Below are 14,810 nucleotides of genomic sequence, written 5' to 3' on the forward strand. Positions count from 1 at the left end.
TCAGTCCTCTTTAATATAACAATCAACCGGCTGATAATACTCTGATTATCAGAGCGCTCAGCAAAACGGCAGAGTGCCTGTATTGATAACTATGGAGATTTTCTATCGCTATTTATAATTTATACTTATGGATAGCATAAAAAAATTGAAATTGACAATTTTTTTTAAATCGGTAATCTAACAGTCACATGGAAAAAACTGAATAAGCGGCAAACGTCAGCACCAATGTATGCTTCCCTGTAACGATTATTTGCAGCCCAAATTAATGATGTCGGTCCCGGCGACAAAAGGTTTTGTTCGCATATTGGCAGATTGAACCCATTTAAAGGAGGTATTGATTGCGATGAAAGACATGAGAGATTTTATAGCGTTATGCGAAAAAGAAGGAATTTTGAAGCGGATTACAGCCGAGGTTGATTGGAATCTGGAGCTTTCGACCATCGCGAAGGTCAACGAAGAGAAGGGTGGCCCGGCGCTCCTTTTTGAAAATGTTAAAGGTTACAATACCCCGGTTCTGATGAGCGCCTTTGGCACGACCGAACGTTTGTCCCTGGTCATGGGCATGCCTATCGGCTCGACTCTGGTCGATCTGATGCGGAAATGGGTGGAAAAAGGGGGAATTAAGATTCCCCCCAAGTGGGTGGATAAGGCGCCCTGTAAAGAGAATATCCTCAAGGGCGATGATATTGATCTGTTCAAGTTCCCGGTTCCCAAGTTTTATCCGCTGGATGGCGGTCGCTATTTCGGCACAGCCCACTATATTGTTTCGAAAGACCCGGATACGGGGTGGGTCAACCTCGGGACATACAGGGCGCAGCTTCTCAACAAGAATCACCTGGGCGTCCAGTTTATCAAAGGCAAGCATGCGGACATTATGCTGAAAAAGTATGCGGCGAGAAAACAATCCATGCCGGTTGCCTCGATCGTGGGGAGCGATCCGCTGCTCTTTCTGATGGGTGGGGCCCGTTTGTCGGCATTTGATTCCGAATATGATTTTGCCGGCGCCTTGCGAGAGGAGCCGGTGGAGGTCATCAAGGGAGAAACGGTTGATTTGCCTATCCCTGCGCATGCGGAAATCGTTGTCGAGGGCGAGGTGGATCCCGAGGCCTTTATGGACGAAGGGCCTTTCGGCGAATATACCGGCTATTACTCCGGGGTGGGAACAGACCCACGTAATTTTATCAAGGTCAACTGCATTACCCACCGGAACAATCCCATTTTCTGGGGAACTACCGTCGGCAAGGCTGTAACCGATACCCATATGACCCTGGCCTTGACATACGGGGCCACTCTGTGGCAGCAGCTCGTTGCCATGAGGATTCCCGGCCTCAAGGCCGTTTACTGCCCTCCTGAAGCCGCGGGGAGATTCATAGCTATAATCTCCGTCAAACAGATGTACCCCGGACATGCCGATCAGGTTGCCACGGCGGCCATCTCTACGGAAATGGGCGCCTATGGTCTCAAGACCGTCATTGTTGTCGATGACGATATTGATCCTTGGGACATCCCCAGGGTCCTTTATGCGTTAGCTTTCCGCTTCCAGCCCAACCGATCGCAGGTCATCAAGCGTGGCCGCTCGACGCCGCTTGACCCCTCGCTGCCGATTGACGCCCGGTGGATCACGGGGCGCTTGCTCATTGACGCGACTATCCCGTATGAATGGAAGGAGAAGCCGATCCCGGTCGAGCTTGATCCCGACGTCCTAAAAAGGGTAAAGGAGAGATGGTCGGAGTTGGGTTTGGCGTAGTTCATGGCGTTAAGTTAAACGCATGCCCCCTCCCGTGGGAAGAAGTAATATCCCCCGGCGAGGGGCCTGATTTGTAACTATTCAGCACTTAAAAAAGATTGTCATCCCCGAGTGTCTCTATCGGGGATACGGGTTTAAAACCGGTACCATATTCCCGATTACACCCTCGGGAATGACAGATTTTATTATCATGCTGAATAGTTACCATGATTTTTGATATCCGGCCTCCATTTCCTATCACGGCCGGACGACTTGGAGCGGAGGCAGAAGATGACCATTGCAGTAATCGGCATGCTGGATGAAAGAGAAGCGGGCCTGGCCCTGATCAAGAAAACCATTGAAAAAAGAGGCCACAAAATTGCGCTGATTGATATCAGCATCGGCACCGGGGCCATTAAATCCGCCCTGAAAGCCGACATCACCAATGAAGAGCTGGCCCGAAGCGGTGGGACAACGGTTGGGGCAATCGCCGGCATGCTGGCTAAGGAGCGGGATAAAGCCACTTCCACGGTTGCGGCGGCGCTGGGGGAAAAACTCACAGAGATGCTGGCGTCGGGAAATCTCCAGGGCGTTATTGCCGTGGGCGGCATGACGGGTACATTTATTAGTCTTTCGGCGATGAAAATGCTGCCGTTTGGCCTCCCTAAACTGCTCATTTCGAGTGTGGCGGCCATGCCTGCTTACGCCAAAAAACTTGCCGAGTTTTTCGGCGTTCGCGACATTACTGTCATGCACAGCGTGGTTGATACGGTCGGCCTCAACCCGCTGGTGCGAAACCTGATGATCAACGGCGCCGGCGCGATCTGCGGCATGGTGGAATCCTATGAACCTCGCCTGAAGGAAGGAAGGCCGGCGATTGCCATCACCGAATTTGGCTTTGCCGATAAGGGCGCCCACTATGTACGTGAATTACTTGAGGATCGTTTCGATATAATCTCCTTCCACGCAACCGGGATGGGAGAAAAGGCGGCAGGCGACCTTGTCGGCCAGGGGCTTTTCGAGGCCTTTATCGATATAGTGCCGGGCGGGTTCAGCGAATATCTGCTGGGCGGAAACAGGGCGGCGGGGCCGGATCGCTTAGATGCGGGCTGCCGTCAGGGGAAGCCCTACATCCTCTCTCCGTGCGGTTTTGACATGATCAGTTGCGGCCCCCTTCAAAGAAGGGATGAAAAAGATCAGCTCTGGGTCTCCAGGAAGTTGGCGGAAAGAAAGCTGCTGCTTCAGGATTCCATCCGGGTGCAAGCCCGAACAAACCCGGAAGAAATGAAGATGATTGCCGAAGCTGTTGCCGAAAAGCTCAACCGGTGCCCCAACCCGAAACTCGTAAAATTTGTGATTCCGAAGAGGGGATTTTCATCCCTGAGCGTCGAAGGAGGCGCGTTATTCGACCCCGCATCCGACCAGACATTCATTGACGAGCTGAAAAAGAATCTCTCTTCCCAGATAGAGGTGATTGAGGTAGATACCCATCTCAATACGCCTGAGTTTGCCCGGGCAGTTGTTGCCGCCCTGGATCAGGCCATCCGGGATATGCAGGCATAATAGGCAGTAATATGGATAGTTTTGATATTTCAGAAAAACATGGCGCCCTTGAGGTTTCTGCACGCACGATGTTTGTGGGTGCGGACGTGCTGGTTGTCCTCACGGGCGGCCGCGCCCATATCGGCGCCGTGGCGATTGCCCAGCCGCGGCCGGGCATCAGCGACCCCAACAGGATAGGCTCAACCAGTTCGGTTTTTACCCTTGTGGGCCATAAGGAAGATGTGATTGCCAAGTCCATGTCGGAAGAGCTTTCCCGAAAGCTCAACCGGGTGGTGTCGGTTGTCGCAGGGATTCACTGGGACAGCTTGACGCAAGCAGACATTGTCGTTGTGGTTGAGATGTGCGCGGCGATTGGGAAAAGGATTATTGGGGAGGCGGCCAAACGGTGAAACGGATTATAGTAGGAATTACCGGCGCGTCCGGGGTGATTTACGGGATACGGCTCCTGCAGGTTCTCAAGGATGCGCAGGTTGAAACGCATGCGGTTATTTCCGAGGCGGCGAAAAAGAATATCCTGATCGAAACGGATTTTTCCGTCGAGGATGTGGAGAAGCTGGCTTATAAGGTTCATGATGAAAAAAACATGGCCGCCTCGATCTCCAGCGGCTCTTTCAAGACAGACGGGATGGTCGTCGTTCCCTGCACCATCAAGACGCTGTCCGGCATCGCCAATTCCTTTAACGACAATTTGGTGATCCGCGCCGCCGACGTCATTTTGAAGGAACGCCGCAAATTAATCCTGGTTGTCCGAGAAACCCCGCTGCATAAGGGGCACCTCGAGCTGATGGCCCGGGTCGCGGATCTCGGCGGCATCCTTCTGCCCCCCGTCCCCGCATTTTACCACCTGCCGAAGACCATAGACGATTTAATCAATCACACGCTGGGAAAGATCCTCGATATCCTCGAAATCGACAACTCCCTCTTTGCGAGATGGAAGGGGCGCGACGAATAACGGTAGGGGAAACAGCGCTACGGCAGGCTCATAATTATCCGGCGCTTATCCGCTTGCTCCGCCGGGCTCGCAATGAAAGATGGCGCTGTTGATTGTGCTTACATCGTGTACCTACAGCATGTCCGTCTTTCGTTAAAATGGCATTAATAACAACTCCATCCATCCTTGCTGATTCTTAGTTCATCCCAAGGCATGTTGCCCCATAATACTTGCTCTTCTCACGATAGAACAAAATTGCCGTGGGATATTTCTATTTACTCTTGAGGTAATTGCAAAACTTGCAGCGTCTGTTCGTCCATGTCGATGACACCGGAGATATTTCTATTTACTCTTGAGGTAATTGCAAAACTCCGTGTCATGCCCGAATGCTTTTGTCGGGCATCCATGATTTCAAATAGTTAACGAGATAACTAACCGGCACGCAGCTTTTTCACGCATCCGGTGGAGCGAATTGTTGGCAGGTTATTTTTTCGTAAAGCGTTTCGGGAGCAATATCAGCACCATTTGGCCAAGCAATAGTTCCGCCCTCTACTGTTGCTTTCTTGAAAAATGCCGTATCTCGCAGAGGTTCAAAGACAGGCCCCCTCCCGACGTACTCTGAGAAGTCTATGTCACCGATTTTCCCGTCATCAAAAACAACATGATAGACAAAACCTCCCTTGTATTCGATCTTTATCACATCATTCATATTCCACATGGTTCACCTCATTCTAAGGGTGCAATTTTCTTTATTTCTTTACCAGCCCTTGCCAGTTCCCAATCCTCCTCAAGTTCGTTGAGACGCCGGTCTATCCACTCTCTCACGAGTCTTGTGGCTGTCTTCGATTTCATGCTTCCTTTCATAATGTTGCCATTGAAATCAAAAACTGCCTTATTCCCCTGATATTCGGCATGGAAATGTGGGGGGTCATGCTCATCAAAGAACATTCTAATGATAATTCCGAAAAACCTGCAAATTTCTGGCATCGATTAACCTTTCCCTGCCAACTATCAGCCGATTTCACCGCAGACGCTGGAATGAAAAAGAAAGACGGCTATTCGGGGTCGGCTGGATGAATTTGTTCAAGTAAGCCGCTGTCGCGGCAGGATGACCGTGACAAGCTAATCTCTTTTTCCCTTATACTTCCGCATTCCGACAACTTCTTTCCCACCTGCGTAATCTAATCTTTACCCTAATAATATGATCGGGCTTGTTGAACAACGGATTGAGTTCGACCCGCAACCATGTCCGTGCCATCGATTTAATCGCCTCGCGGATCGACTCAATCCTTATAGGTTAGCTCATTTTTGATTCCATGTTGCTATGGCACAAATTTCTTTATCTGAAGATCCTTCATCACCTTATAGTGTTTGTCGTTTCCCGTGAGGATAGGAAGGCCATATGCGATTGCCGTAGCTCCAATTAAAGCATCTGCAAGTTGCATGGAATGGCTGAGAAAATGTTGTTCTACATAGAACATGGCTTTTGCCGATACTTCTTCGGACACATACAGAATTTGTGTGTTCCATCCATGGAGTGCTTTACGGAGTTGGGTTAGCTCTTTTTTGTTTCTCAATCCTTGGACGAGTTCCATATATGTGATGACAGATATGAAAAAATTGTTTGAGTTTTCAATGAGCTGATATGCTTTTTCATTACCTCGCATATACCAAATTAGGACATCAGTATCGATAACCATTAGAATCTTCCTTTTCTTAAACTTCTTACATATTCATCCACATTTTTTACGATGTCATTATCTTGCCACATTCCGAACAATTCATTTTTTTCTGTTTGCCTTTTGATTTCTTGGTAGGGAACAAGTTTAGCGCACGGTTTTCCTCGGAAGGTAATAACAACTTCCTCTCCCCTATTTACGGAGTCTATTAGTTCTTTTGAGTTGAATCTTAGGTCTTTTGCGGTTGCTCTCATGATCACCCCTCCATGTGTAAAGTTTATATTTCAAAGTATATACTTGACATGGAGTATAGTCAATTATGTTTTCTTGAGACAGAGCAATTATTCGGATATTTTGCCCTTGAGCTAACGAGATAACTAACCGGCGCGCAGCTTTTTCGCGCGTCCGGTTGAGTTTGTGGTTAGACCAGTTGATTTCTGTGCAACGTTAATAAGGGACATCAGTGCCTCATTAACCGCGGCTTCTGTAGGAAATACTTTTGCCACATCGGGGTTGAGGAGTATCAGATTTGTTCCTTTTTGGTAAGACTCAAAATACTTACCGCGGATTCCCTGGCCCAAGTCTTCCCTTTTGTACTCAGGACGAAGCTCATCAAATTCTTTAACCTTCTTCATAGATTTTCCTTTCGTTACGGTTCATTAGACGTGCGTTTATGATTCGTGTTCGGCCGCCACGTTCCGTATGGGAAACAATGAGGAATCGGTTTTGGAGGGACAAGCCGAAAGTAACTTGCCGGTTTTCATTCAAAGAATGATCCGGGTCTTCAAACGTAACAGCCAGAGGGTCTCCAAAGACTGTTGCCGCTTCCTGAAATGTGACATCGTGCTTTCGGATGTTTGCGGCAGCCTTTTTCGGGTTCCACTCAAGGTTCATAAATACCTTCCTAATGGCTATTATACCAGAAAATTAATATGTTGTTCAGTCTTTATTGTCTTGGTCTAACGCCTGAAGTCACTGGCGGGCGGAACGCCTGTCCAGTGGAGTGATTCGTTAGACATATCTATTTATTATTCCCATGATGTCAATAATCTGGCCTAATATCTCCTTTCAACTGTGTGAATTTTAATAATCTTTATATGCATTTTTTACTTGTCTGGAAAATCTCAAAAAAAGAGCGATTAAACCAGGAATTTCCTTTAAAGGATATTTCATCATGAAAGAAAGTGCCTTTATCGGAGATTTTGCATTCATATATAAGAAATTGAGATTATCAAAAAATTCATTTAAGGGAAGTTTTGTCGGGAGCAGTGTATGTATAAAATCAAACAGATCATAATTTTTTGTAATAAGTTTTCCCTTGACCTCTTCATAGAAATCCGTTCCGGGTAAAGGCGTGAGAACTGAGAAGGTCGGGAAACTGAGTGCCAAACTTCTGCAGTATTTTTTAAAGGCTTTAAAATCTTCTCTTGTAAATTCCGGTCGCACCATAAAAGAAGCATATATTTCAATACCATTTGATTGTAATATTTTTACCGCTTCCCTATTATTTTCAACGGTCGAGCCTTTGTTTATAAATTTAAGATCTTCATCCCTAAAAAATTCCAGTCCGACAAAAACTCTTTCAAGACCGATTTCCTTCCAAATTCTGATAAGCTCCGGATGTTTTATAATCGTATCACTTCTCCCATACAAAAAATATCGTTTCTTGATTCCTGCTTCTTTGATCAGTCCTGCAAGAGTCTTCATTCTTTCCGCATCAACCAATGATTCATCATCAGCAAAAAAGACGAAATCTTCCTTTATTTCGGAAAGTTCTTTAACGATATTTTCAGGTTTCCTCCGTATATATTTACCGTTGGTAAGTTTCCATAAAGCACAGAAATTACATCTGAAGGGACATCCTTTTGAGGTCCGTATCGATGCCAATGGTTTCATCCATTCTGTAAAATAATGTTGTCTATATTTTTGTGTAAGCTCTCTTGCAGGGTGAGGAAAAATATCAAGATCGGTTATGGGATCAGATGGAATCTTAATGAGCATGGAATCTTCTTTATAAGCAATTCCCGGTATCCCTGCAAATCCCTTCCTCTTTTCAAGCCTCGATATAATTTCCTTAAAAACAAAAACCCCCTCCCCCATTACGATTAGATCAATAAAAGGAGTAAGAAAATCCTCTGCCGCAACTGTAGCATGATGCCCACCGACAACAGTGAAAATATCGGGATGAATTTTTTTTATTCTTTCGAAAAGGCCTTTAACTGTATTTACAGTGACCGTATACGAAGTAATTCCAACGACATTTGGTTTGAAATCTTCTAAAACTTCCTCAAGATTTTTATCAAACCGCATGTCCAGTATTTTCACGTCATGATTGTCTTTAATACCGGATGCTAAATATTCAAGAGCCAGAGGCTCATTAATAAAAAAGTCTTCTCCACCAATTGTTCTCTGAGCTTTCGCAGGCTGTATTAATAGCACATTCATGGTTTGTAGTTTTTTATCCTTTCTTCAGCACGTTTTACCCTGTGGATTCATGAAAATCCGCTACTACGGCTTTCTGGGTTCGGGTTCATCGATAGCCCCCGATGATGTCAGGGCCGCGATAGAGTTGTCCCTGCCATTCTTCGTTGCCGATCAACCAGAAGCGAAAAAAGAGAAAAAACCGGCGCCGTACTGTCCCCATTGCCGGGGAATGTTGATTTTCCATTACGCCTTCGAAACTGGAGCCTTCGTTACCTTGATGAAACCGGGGTAAATGGACGGCGGACGTAAACTGAAAAACCGTTACTCTTTCTTGTCTTTTTTAATCCGTTTACGAACGGACAGGGATTGCTGTTGCCGGAATTAAGAACATTAAGCTTCGCTTTCAGCAAGCGGCGGAGTAAATGCCGCCATACGGAAAATTACTGGTCAAAACCAAAACAAATGAACAACGAAAAACCGGAAAAAGGAGGATTTTTTGTCAAAGAACGGGTTTTGTTACGGAGAAATCAGACAAATCAATGAAAATCTTATACGAGACAACTTCTTTCCCGCCTGCGTAATCTAATCTTTACCCTAATAATATGATCGGGCTTGTTGAACAATGGATTGAGTTCGACCCGCAACCATGTCCGTGCCATCGATTTAATCGCCTCGCGGGCCGACTCAATCCTTATAGGTTATACATTTTTCCCTCTGTAATTAAGCATTTCTGTTCTTTAAAATAAAATAGCTCAATAAAGGAAGTGCCGGATTTGCGGAGAGTTTCCGTTATTTCTTGTTTCCGGAATTGAATATGACAAGTCGCTCCCAGTCAATTTTTCCGTCTTTGCAGAATTCCTCCGCGAAGCTGCAAGTAAACTTTGTAATAATCTGGGCATAGAGTTCCATAAACTCCTCGTTTCGCTCTCTCGCTTTATGTCCAAGGGGTTCAATAATCTGCGTAAACAGAGATTCATCTCCAGATATAAACTGCCAGAATCTCTGCCCGCACAGTTTTTGATATTCACCTTTGTCCGGTTTTTTATTAACTCCGTAACAGCAGCCATTGACTGCAATAATGTTCATCTTCGAATTTGAAGTCCGCAAAATTCGCTTGGCCTTGTTGAAGTTGTCTTTCATTTTCTTGATTTGGGAGCTGTTGCCCCAATTGGGGCCGGATTTGATTGCTACGATATACCGGACTTCATCGGAATTAAACTCCAGGTCAATACCTTCGGCGGCTGATTTGTCGCCGCTGAAAACGGTTTTATTTATGTGGATTGCAAGCCCTTCAAGAAAATCGCCGAAAATAGTCTCTTCTTGTGAAGAGAGGTGGGCATCCAGCAGGGTCTTAACAAGATCGGGAGCGGCGATAATGTTTTTTGCCTTGAACAGATAAGGGTTTTTCCGCTTGAGAATTTGTTCCAACTTGATTTTGTTGATACTTTCAAGCCGTTTATTGTGGAATGCCGATATGTTTTCCCTTACGTACCGTTCCACTTCGCTGTTTGTGATTGGCGGCATATTCTTTCCTCTTTTCAAAAAGATAGCATTCGGTTGGTTGGATTGCTGCATTGACCATATCGTAATACTGCGGCAGGATGTCTATGCCGACGGAGTTTCTTCTCATCCTCTGTGCAACTTTGAGCGTAGTTCCTGACCCCATGAAAGGATCAAGCACAGTGTTGCCTTCTTTGGTGAAAAGCTTGATAAACCATTCGGGCAAAGTTTCCGGGAATGCGGCGCTGTGATTTTTGTTGGAACATTCCGTAGCCAATTGGAGAACATTGGTAGGATAAGCTCTATCTTTTCCTATCCAGTTTGAAATGTTTTTGCCGAATCCGCTGCCGACTTTTGAATTGTCGCGGATTTTATCGGTTTCACTCAGGTTCTGGAGTCGTTTTTCTGCCCAGTTTCCCATAGGAACCATAACCTCTTCCTGATACATGTTGAAGTGCCGTGATTTATTAAATTGTATCAGTCGTTCCCATGAATCACGGAAGCGGTTGGGCCACTTTCCCGGATAACAGTTTTTCTTATGCCAAATCATTTCTTCAGTCCAGAGCCAGCCAATTTTTCTCATGGCGAGAATCAATTCGAGAACGTAGGTATGCCGTTCTCCGTTTTGTGCTTTTTCTTTAATATTGAGGACAAAAGTTCCATCTGGCTTGAGAACACGAAGCAGTTCGATGCCTATCGGCAAAAACCAGTCAACATACTGGTCGGGCTTGATACCACCATATGTCTGTGACCGTTGGTCTGCATATGGTGGCGAGGTAAAAATCAAATCAACAGAGTTGTCGCGTAGATCTCGTAAAGCTTCCCGGCAATCTCCCAATATTGTTTTTGCTGTGACTGTAATCATTCCCTATTTCTCCCTGAAACCATGATGGGACGACTATACATCATTTATCAGGAAAAATCTTTACTGACTTTATTGGCGATTTTATTAAACATCCCAAGGACACTCTGTTTTCCTGTGTTGATTTTTTATGATGTATAACGCTTGCATAACCGGGAGTGGCCCGACAGGGCCGCGATCCGGTTCATGTGGTTGTTGGATAATCAGTAATTGTCAACTTCTAATCTCATATTCGTAAACTTACAAGCTCCTTCCAAGTCGGGAAATAGGGTCGCGTGATTGATGTTCATTTTGTTCAGGGCGAGGAGGCATTCGACTCGATTATCGTTGGGTACATATATCTTGGCCAGCACCGTCTTATTGAGACCCAGGAAATGCGTACTTATCCAGTTCTCTATAGACACGCCAACAGGAGATTTTATGAAAAGTCCATTTTGGTTTACTAGCCTTGCGTTGTCATCGGAAAGTGGCCGAAACCACTCGACAATGTCTGCTTGGGCATTTTTTGCGGCCAGTTCCTTGCTCTTTTTCACAACCTTAGTCTCGTTGAGTGCAAGCACCACCCGAGTGTCAGTCTCGTCTCCGGGCATGGATTCGGCGAATGCAAAGAACAAAGCAACATAGGGGGACGCAGTCCAGTCCAGCAGCGGTGTAGCTAGACCATGATGCTGACCAAGCGACCAGAGCTCATCGTCTGAAGGCACAGAAGGATTAGAGCCCCTTCGTCCCCGGATGGCATATCGGAATACATCTTTATGGTCCAAAAGAGCCGAAGACCGTGAAGGAATGTTTTTCATAAGTCGCGTGAGTGTTGACTCCAGATCCCAATCATTTCGACGATGCCCCCGGTATATGTAATCTGGGTGATTGAGAAGCTTTTTAACCACATTGTTGAAGTCGGTCCAGGAAGAAAGCTTGGATTCCATGATGCCATTACTGATCTTTGCTTTTGGAAACGTAGGCGGTTGTGGAGTTACCATAATTCAATCCTTTCTTCTATCCAACGTTTGAATTCACCGGCCTGCGCAGCTTTTTGCGCAGGTCCGGTGGAATGATGGGTTGGGCATAGCTTTATTCCTTCTTGTCGCTGCCAACATAGAAGTTCATACCGCTGTTAGGTGAAGAACCCACCAAAAAACTTACCGATCCGTCCGGGTTTTGTACGACCGCCGCATTAGAGCCGACAACCTGTGCGTTGCCTCGAGCATGGATAGCCGTGTTGTTTGTGCGACTAACGCTATCGTTTCCGAACACGAAAGTTGCGTTCTGTCCCGCCCCCATCGTGATCTTGTCTGGTGCAAACAGCGTTGATCCTTGGATGGTCAGTAGACCTCTTTCAGCGAATGCATCGATAACGGTCGAGGCATTGACCGTGACACCTTGGATCTTGAGGAAAGAATCAAGGTGCCGAGCGAACTCTTGAGGCGATGATGTTTTCCGAGACTCGAAATATGCCTTCAGAAACTCTACGAAGGCGCTTGCACTAATGCCGATGCCAAAGTTTTGAAGAACTGCCAAGAAAGCTGAAACGTCCATGATTCCTCCTATGCCCAACCGGACCGCGTCTTCCCATCCGCTGGATTGACGTGGGTATCATTGTTTTACCAAAAGTTCTTTCGAATCGAATCAAAATAAGGAACCTTGTTCAGGTTGTTCCAAAATTTGTCTTCATCGAAATCGTACCACCAGTATGCTTCTACGTCACGGCGTATCTTGCTTTCATCCTCATAAACAACATGAAGAGCATACAGGAAATCTCCCTCATTAAATTCTCGATCAGGAATTGATGCCTCGAAACTGACATTAAACTCCTGGCCGGGTATTACCACGAAACCAAATGGCCCTGCATCAGGCGGATTGGCTATTGGCCTCCCGTCAACAGTGAATCTCTGCTGCACTATGATAAGGCGAAGATCAGAAGGCCCTGAGCCCTGTAAATTAACTTGGCCTTTTATACGCAAAGGAGCATGGGGCCCTTCTTTCTTTGAATACAGGCTGCATTTGTCATTGCTTCTGCTCAAATCTTTTTGCAGTGTCTTGGCAATTAGAGGATTTTTCTGTCGTTCATTTCTAGCGACTAGCCTGACTTCATCCTCTGATCCAGTTTTCCATGGATTAAGCCATATGTTGGTAGGAAAAAGGCGTGGAGGACTAATGTAATCTGAATTTGCTACCGGAACGCGATTAATGGCCGCCAAATTGTCAAACCGTTTTGTCTCCAACCATTCAGTACCATTTGTGTTTACAGGACATCCGGCAGCTTTTAGGCGGTTGACAAAGCTTAAAATTGCGTTCTTTGACCCAAGTCTTACAGTATGCCGGCCAACTAGATCGCTGATTGGTCGGAGGTTACCAGTTTCGAGCAATATCGTTCTATCTGGGTAAAGTCCAAATGCCATGCCTGCCTCAAAAAGAACATTGGGTCTTGCTTGACACATATACCTTGTTTCAAATGCTTTTTCTCCCTCACTATGTAAATCAGGATGAAGTCTCGCTTCATCCTCGGGTGTAAAGATAACTACTACAGCCTGAACGTTCTCAAATAATTTATCAAGCAGGTGTCCTGTATATGGAGTCGCTACGGTTGAACGTATTAGCAGCTCCTCCCATTCTAAAGGGTGCAAATCAAGTTTGCGAAGCAAATCAAAAATCGCAGAACTCACCTCTGAATCTCTACCATGAACTACGGCGATTTCACGGCTGTTGCTGGGTCCCATGATCTAGTTCCTCTCTATGTTTACGTCAAACTTGCTCACAACTCTCCGTGCAATGCCCAACGACGAATTCACCGGGCGCGGCAGCGCTCCGGTGAAATGACCTTGTTATGCCTTAATAATTTCTTGACATTGGCGTATAAACGAACTCAAGCAAAATATATTCGTACTCATTATTTCCGCTTGATTGATATTCCTTCAGCTTTTCCTCTATCGTCGACAAATCAGCAGGACCAATGTGGACTATATCCCCCGTTGGACTATATCCCCCGTTAATTTATGGGTTCTTTTGATGTAATAATTTTTTGTTATTGTAGGTTCATGTTCCATATTTCATATCTCCTTCTGACAAAAAAAAGATCTATCCGCTTAACTGGCTTGCCCGGTAAATATTTTTTTCGATGACTTGCCCCAAATTGCCCAAGCAATGCATGCAACCCAAGCAATAAATGTCCAACCTAAAAATATATTTATAATTGTTAGCATGGTTCTTTTTTCATGCTTACGACGGTGCGCAATAAATGTTGGCACAAGATAAATGGCGAGTATAAATAGGAGTTGGAAACCAAGGCTCCATAAAGCATCAATCAATTTTAAGAATTGGTCTAATAAATACATACTTGCTCCGTTTCGTATCTTTATGTAGCATAACAGTATAATTGGGCCAAAGCTGATTGCCTTGGCTAACGTTTGGAAAGCCGTTCAACGGGTGCCGGACAATAGAGCATTTACATCCCAGTGTGTCAAGGGGAAATATTGGCGCCTACTTAAGTACTATCACTATGTTACGAGCTGCATGAAAGCGATGAAAACATCTTGAGTTGTGGTACGCGATCTGTTATTTTCGCCTGTATGGAAAAGCAAACAGACAAAGTCAGCGGCGGCACAAATGCTCCCGTCTCGTTTCCGAGATGGCGCGAGGTGTTGCATTCGGAAATCGGCGATTCCTCTCAAAGGAACGGGATGGAACAGGACATCTTTGCCTGGCTGAAGTTTCTCAAGGCAAACGCCCGGCGTGCCTCCGTGGAATCCGTTTTGGATTATCTGCATCATATCGAAGAACAGGGGCAAAAAACCGATTCGGTGCGCGCATCCCTGCGGTGGTTTTTCAAATCCGCCGCCATTCAGTCAGGGGTTCCGGATACGGTTCATCCTGAACAGGGCGCCCGACAACACGTCATCGAACTGGAAAGACCGGATGCGGGTTTGACAGCCTGGGAAAAACGCCTGGTTACCGCCATTCGACGCAAGCATTTGCAGTGGCGCACCGAACAGACGTATCGTGGCTGGGCGAGACGCTTTGCCATCTGGCTGGAAGGGCGGCCGGTCGAGGAGGCGAGCGCCGCCGACATCCGGGGGTTTCTCGACCATCTCGCCGTGGATGCGAGGGTTTCGGCCAGCACTCAGCGCC

19 protein-coding genes are annotated in these 14,810 nt (G+C 46.1%); 6 read left to right on the forward strand and 13 right to left on the reverse strand.

What is annotated here, in order from left to right:
• The first annotated feature begins 343 nt into the window (after positions 1 to 343).
• The 4 genes from ppcB (at position 344) to M0P74_07695 (ending at position 4,241) form a co-directional block, all read left to right on the forward strand.
• Positions 344 to 1,747, forward strand: a complete 1,404-nt coding sequence (ppcB, locus tag M0P74_07680) for a phenylphosphate carboxylase subunit beta (protein MCK9363462.1) — start codon at positions 344 to 346, stop codon at positions 1,745 to 1,747.
• Between the two features lie 270 nt (positions 1,748 to 2,017).
• Positions 2,018 to 3,289, forward strand: a complete 1,272-nt coding sequence (locus tag M0P74_07685) for a Tm-1-like ATP-binding domain-containing protein (protein MCK9363463.1) — start codon at positions 2,018 to 2,020, stop codon at positions 3,287 to 3,289.
• A gap of 11 nt (positions 3,290 to 3,300) precedes the next feature.
• A complete protein-coding gene (locus M0P74_07690) occupies positions 3,301 to 3,678 on the forward strand; it encodes a hypothetical protein (protein MCK9363464.1) in 378 nt (125 codons plus the stop codon).
• Complete coding sequence (locus tag M0P74_07695; protein ID MCK9363465.1) at positions 3,675 to 4,241, forward strand: UbiX family flavin prenyltransferase; 567 nt, start codon at positions 3,675 to 3,677, stop codon at positions 4,239 to 4,241. Before M0P74_07690 ends, M0P74_07695 begins: the two co-directional genes overlap by 4 nt.
• A gap of 430 nt (positions 4,242 to 4,671) precedes the next feature.
• Here the strand turns inward: M0P74_07695 and M0P74_07700 are convergent, their stop codons facing one another.
• From M0P74_07700 to M0P74_07730, 7 genes are all read right to left on the reverse strand, one after another.
• Positions 4,672 to 4,938, reverse strand: coding sequence for a DUF2442 domain-containing protein (locus M0P74_07700; GenBank protein ID MCK9363466.1), 267 nt, complete (start codon positions 4,936 to 4,938; stop codon positions 4,672 to 4,674).
• An 8-nt stretch (positions 4,939 to 4,946) separates the two neighbouring features.
• Positions 4,947 to 5,207 carry a DUF4160 domain-containing protein gene (locus tag M0P74_07705; protein MCK9363467.1) on the reverse strand — a complete coding sequence of 87 codons (261 nt, stop codon included), beginning with the start codon at positions 5,205 to 5,207 and terminating at the stop codon, positions 4,947 to 4,949.
• Between the two features lie 335 nt (positions 5,208 to 5,542).
• Positions 5,543 to 5,920 (reverse strand): type II toxin-antitoxin system VapC family toxin, encoded by a 378-nt coding sequence (locus tag M0P74_07710; GenBank protein ID MCK9363468.1) that lies wholly within the window; start codon positions 5,918 to 5,920, stop codon positions 5,543 to 5,545.
• Positions 5,920 to 6,153 (reverse strand): type II toxin-antitoxin system prevent-host-death family antitoxin, encoded by a 234-nt coding sequence (locus tag M0P74_07715; protein ID MCK9363469.1) that lies wholly within the window; start codon positions 6,151 to 6,153, stop codon positions 5,920 to 5,922. Before M0P74_07715 ends, M0P74_07710 begins: the two co-directional genes overlap by 1 nt.
• Positions 6,154 to 6,276: 123 nt before the next feature.
• Positions 6,277 to 6,534, reverse strand: a complete 258-nt coding sequence (locus M0P74_07720) for a hypothetical protein (protein ID MCK9363470.1) — start codon at positions 6,532 to 6,534, stop codon at positions 6,277 to 6,279.
• A complete protein-coding gene (locus M0P74_07725; GenBank protein MCK9363471.1) occupies positions 6,521 to 6,793 on the reverse strand; it encodes a BrnT family toxin in 273 nt (90 codons plus the stop codon). Before M0P74_07725 ends, M0P74_07720 begins: the two co-directional genes overlap by 14 nt.
• A 189-nt stretch (positions 6,794 to 6,982) precedes the next feature.
• Positions 6,983 to 8,344: a B12-binding domain-containing radical SAM protein gene (locus M0P74_07730; GenBank protein ID MCK9363472.1), complete on the reverse strand. Its 1,362-nt coding sequence runs from the start codon at positions 8,342 to 8,344 to the stop codon at positions 6,983 to 6,985.
• A gap of 49 nt (positions 8,345 to 8,393) precedes the next feature.
• Here M0P74_07730 and M0P74_07735 point away from each other — a divergent pair, with 49 nt between their 5' ends.
• A complete protein-coding gene (locus M0P74_07735; GenBank protein ID MCK9363473.1) occupies positions 8,394 to 8,615 on the forward strand; it encodes a hypothetical protein in 222 nt (73 codons plus the stop codon).
• A 497-nt stretch (positions 8,616 to 9,112) separates the two neighbouring features.
• Here M0P74_07735 and M0P74_07740 read toward each other — a convergent pair whose 3' ends face one another.
• The 6 genes from M0P74_07740 to M0P74_07765 all read right to left on the reverse strand — a co-directional run bounded on the left by M0P74_07740 (position 9,113) and on the right by M0P74_07765 (position 14,017).
• Positions 9,113 to 9,847 (reverse strand): cytosolic protein, encoded by a 735-nt coding sequence (locus tag M0P74_07740; GenBank protein MCK9363474.1) that lies wholly within the window; start codon positions 9,845 to 9,847, stop codon positions 9,113 to 9,115.
• Positions 9,780 to 10,688 (reverse strand): site-specific DNA-methyltransferase, encoded by a 909-nt coding sequence (locus M0P74_07745; GenBank protein ID MCK9363475.1) that lies wholly within the window; start codon positions 10,686 to 10,688, stop codon positions 9,780 to 9,782. Before M0P74_07745 ends, M0P74_07740 begins: the two co-directional genes overlap by 68 nt.
• A gap of 200 nt (positions 10,689 to 10,888) precedes the next feature.
• Positions 10,889 to 11,665, reverse strand: coding sequence for an FRG domain-containing protein (locus tag M0P74_07750; GenBank protein MCK9363476.1), 777 nt, complete (start codon positions 11,663 to 11,665; stop codon positions 10,889 to 10,891).
• A 91-nt stretch (positions 11,666 to 11,756) separates the two neighbouring features.
• Entirely contained in the window at positions 11,757 to 12,221 is a 465-nt protein-coding gene (locus M0P74_07755; GenBank protein MCK9363477.1) for a hypothetical protein, read from the reverse strand.
• 65 nt (positions 12,222 to 12,286) lie between these two features.
• Entirely contained in the window at positions 12,287 to 13,402 is a 1,116-nt protein-coding gene (locus M0P74_07760) for a nucleotide-binding protein (GenBank protein ID MCK9363478.1), read from the reverse strand.
• A gap of 366 nt (positions 13,403 to 13,768) precedes the next feature.
• Positions 13,769 to 14,017 (reverse strand): superinfection immunity protein, encoded by a 249-nt coding sequence (locus M0P74_07765; GenBank protein MCK9363479.1) that lies wholly within the window; start codon positions 14,015 to 14,017, stop codon positions 13,769 to 13,771.
• A gap of 345 nt (positions 14,018 to 14,362) precedes the next feature.
• Between M0P74_07765 and M0P74_07770 the strand changes: the two genes are divergently transcribed.
• The coding region (locus tag M0P74_07770) for a phage integrase N-terminal SAM-like domain-containing protein (protein ID MCK9363480.1) at positions 14,363 to 14,810 on the forward strand (448 nt) is incomplete at its 3' end.

The organism is Syntrophales bacterium, assembly GCA_023229765.1.
Taxonomy (GTDB): Bacteria; Desulfobacterota; Syntrophia; order Syntrophales; family UBA5619; genus DYTH01.

Coding starts and splice junctions, on each gene's coding strand:
- M0P74_07755 (MCK9363477.1), bottom strand. CDS start 12,221: ATGGACGTTTCAGCTTTCTTGGCAGTTCTTCAAAACTTTGGCATCGGC.
- M0P74_07715 (MCK9363469.1), bottom strand. CDS start 6,153: ATGAGAGCAACCGCAAAAGACCTAAGATTCAACTCAAAAGAACTAATA.
- M0P74_07710 (MCK9363468.1), bottom strand. CDS start 5,920: ATGGTTATCGATACTGATGTCCTAATTTGGTATATGCGAGGTAATGAA.
- M0P74_07765 (MCK9363479.1), bottom strand. CDS start 14,017: ATGTATTTATTAGACCAATTCTTAAAATTGATTGATGCTTTATGGAGC.
- M0P74_07720 (MCK9363470.1), bottom strand. CDS start 6,534: ATGAAGAAGGTTAAAGAATTTGATGAGCTTCGTCCTGAGTACAAAAGG.
- ppcB (MCK9363462.1), top strand. CDS start 344: ATGAAAGACATGAGAGATTTTATAGCGTTATGCGAAAAAGAAGGAATT.
- M0P74_07745 (MCK9363475.1), bottom strand. CDS start 10,688: ATGATTACAGTCACAGCAAAAACAATATTGGGAGATTGCCGGGAAGCT.
- M0P74_07760 (MCK9363478.1), bottom strand. CDS start 13,402: ATGGGACCCAGCAACAGCCGTGAAATCGCCGTAGTTCATGGTAGAGAT.
- M0P74_07690 (MCK9363464.1), top strand. CDS start 3,301: ATGGATAGTTTTGATATTTCAGAAAAACATGGCGCCCTTGAGGTTTCT.
- M0P74_07705 (MCK9363467.1), bottom strand. CDS start 5,207: ATGCCAGAAATTTGCAGGTTTTTCGGAATTATCATTAGAATGTTCTTT.
- M0P74_07725 (MCK9363471.1), bottom strand. CDS start 6,793: ATGAACCTTGAGTGGAACCCGAAAAAGGCTGCCGCAAACATCCGAAAG.
- M0P74_07750 (MCK9363476.1), bottom strand. CDS start 11,665: ATGGTAACTCCACAACCGCCTACGTTTCCAAAAGCAAAGATCAGTAAT.
- M0P74_07735 (MCK9363473.1), top strand. CDS start 8,394: ATGAAAATCCGCTACTACGGCTTTCTGGGTTCGGGTTCATCGATAGCC.
- M0P74_07740 (MCK9363474.1), bottom strand. CDS start 9,847: ATGCCGCCAATCACAAACAGCGAAGTGGAACGGTACGTAAGGGAAAAC.
- M0P74_07700 (MCK9363466.1), bottom strand. CDS start 4,938: ATGTGGAATATGAATGATGTGATAAAGATCGAATACAAGGGAGGTTTT.
- M0P74_07685 (MCK9363463.1), top strand. CDS start 2,018: ATGACCATTGCAGTAATCGGCATGCTGGATGAAAGAGAAGCGGGCCTG.
- M0P74_07730 (MCK9363472.1), bottom strand. CDS start 8,344: ATGAATGTGCTATTAATACAGCCTGCGAAAGCTCAGAGAACAATTGGT.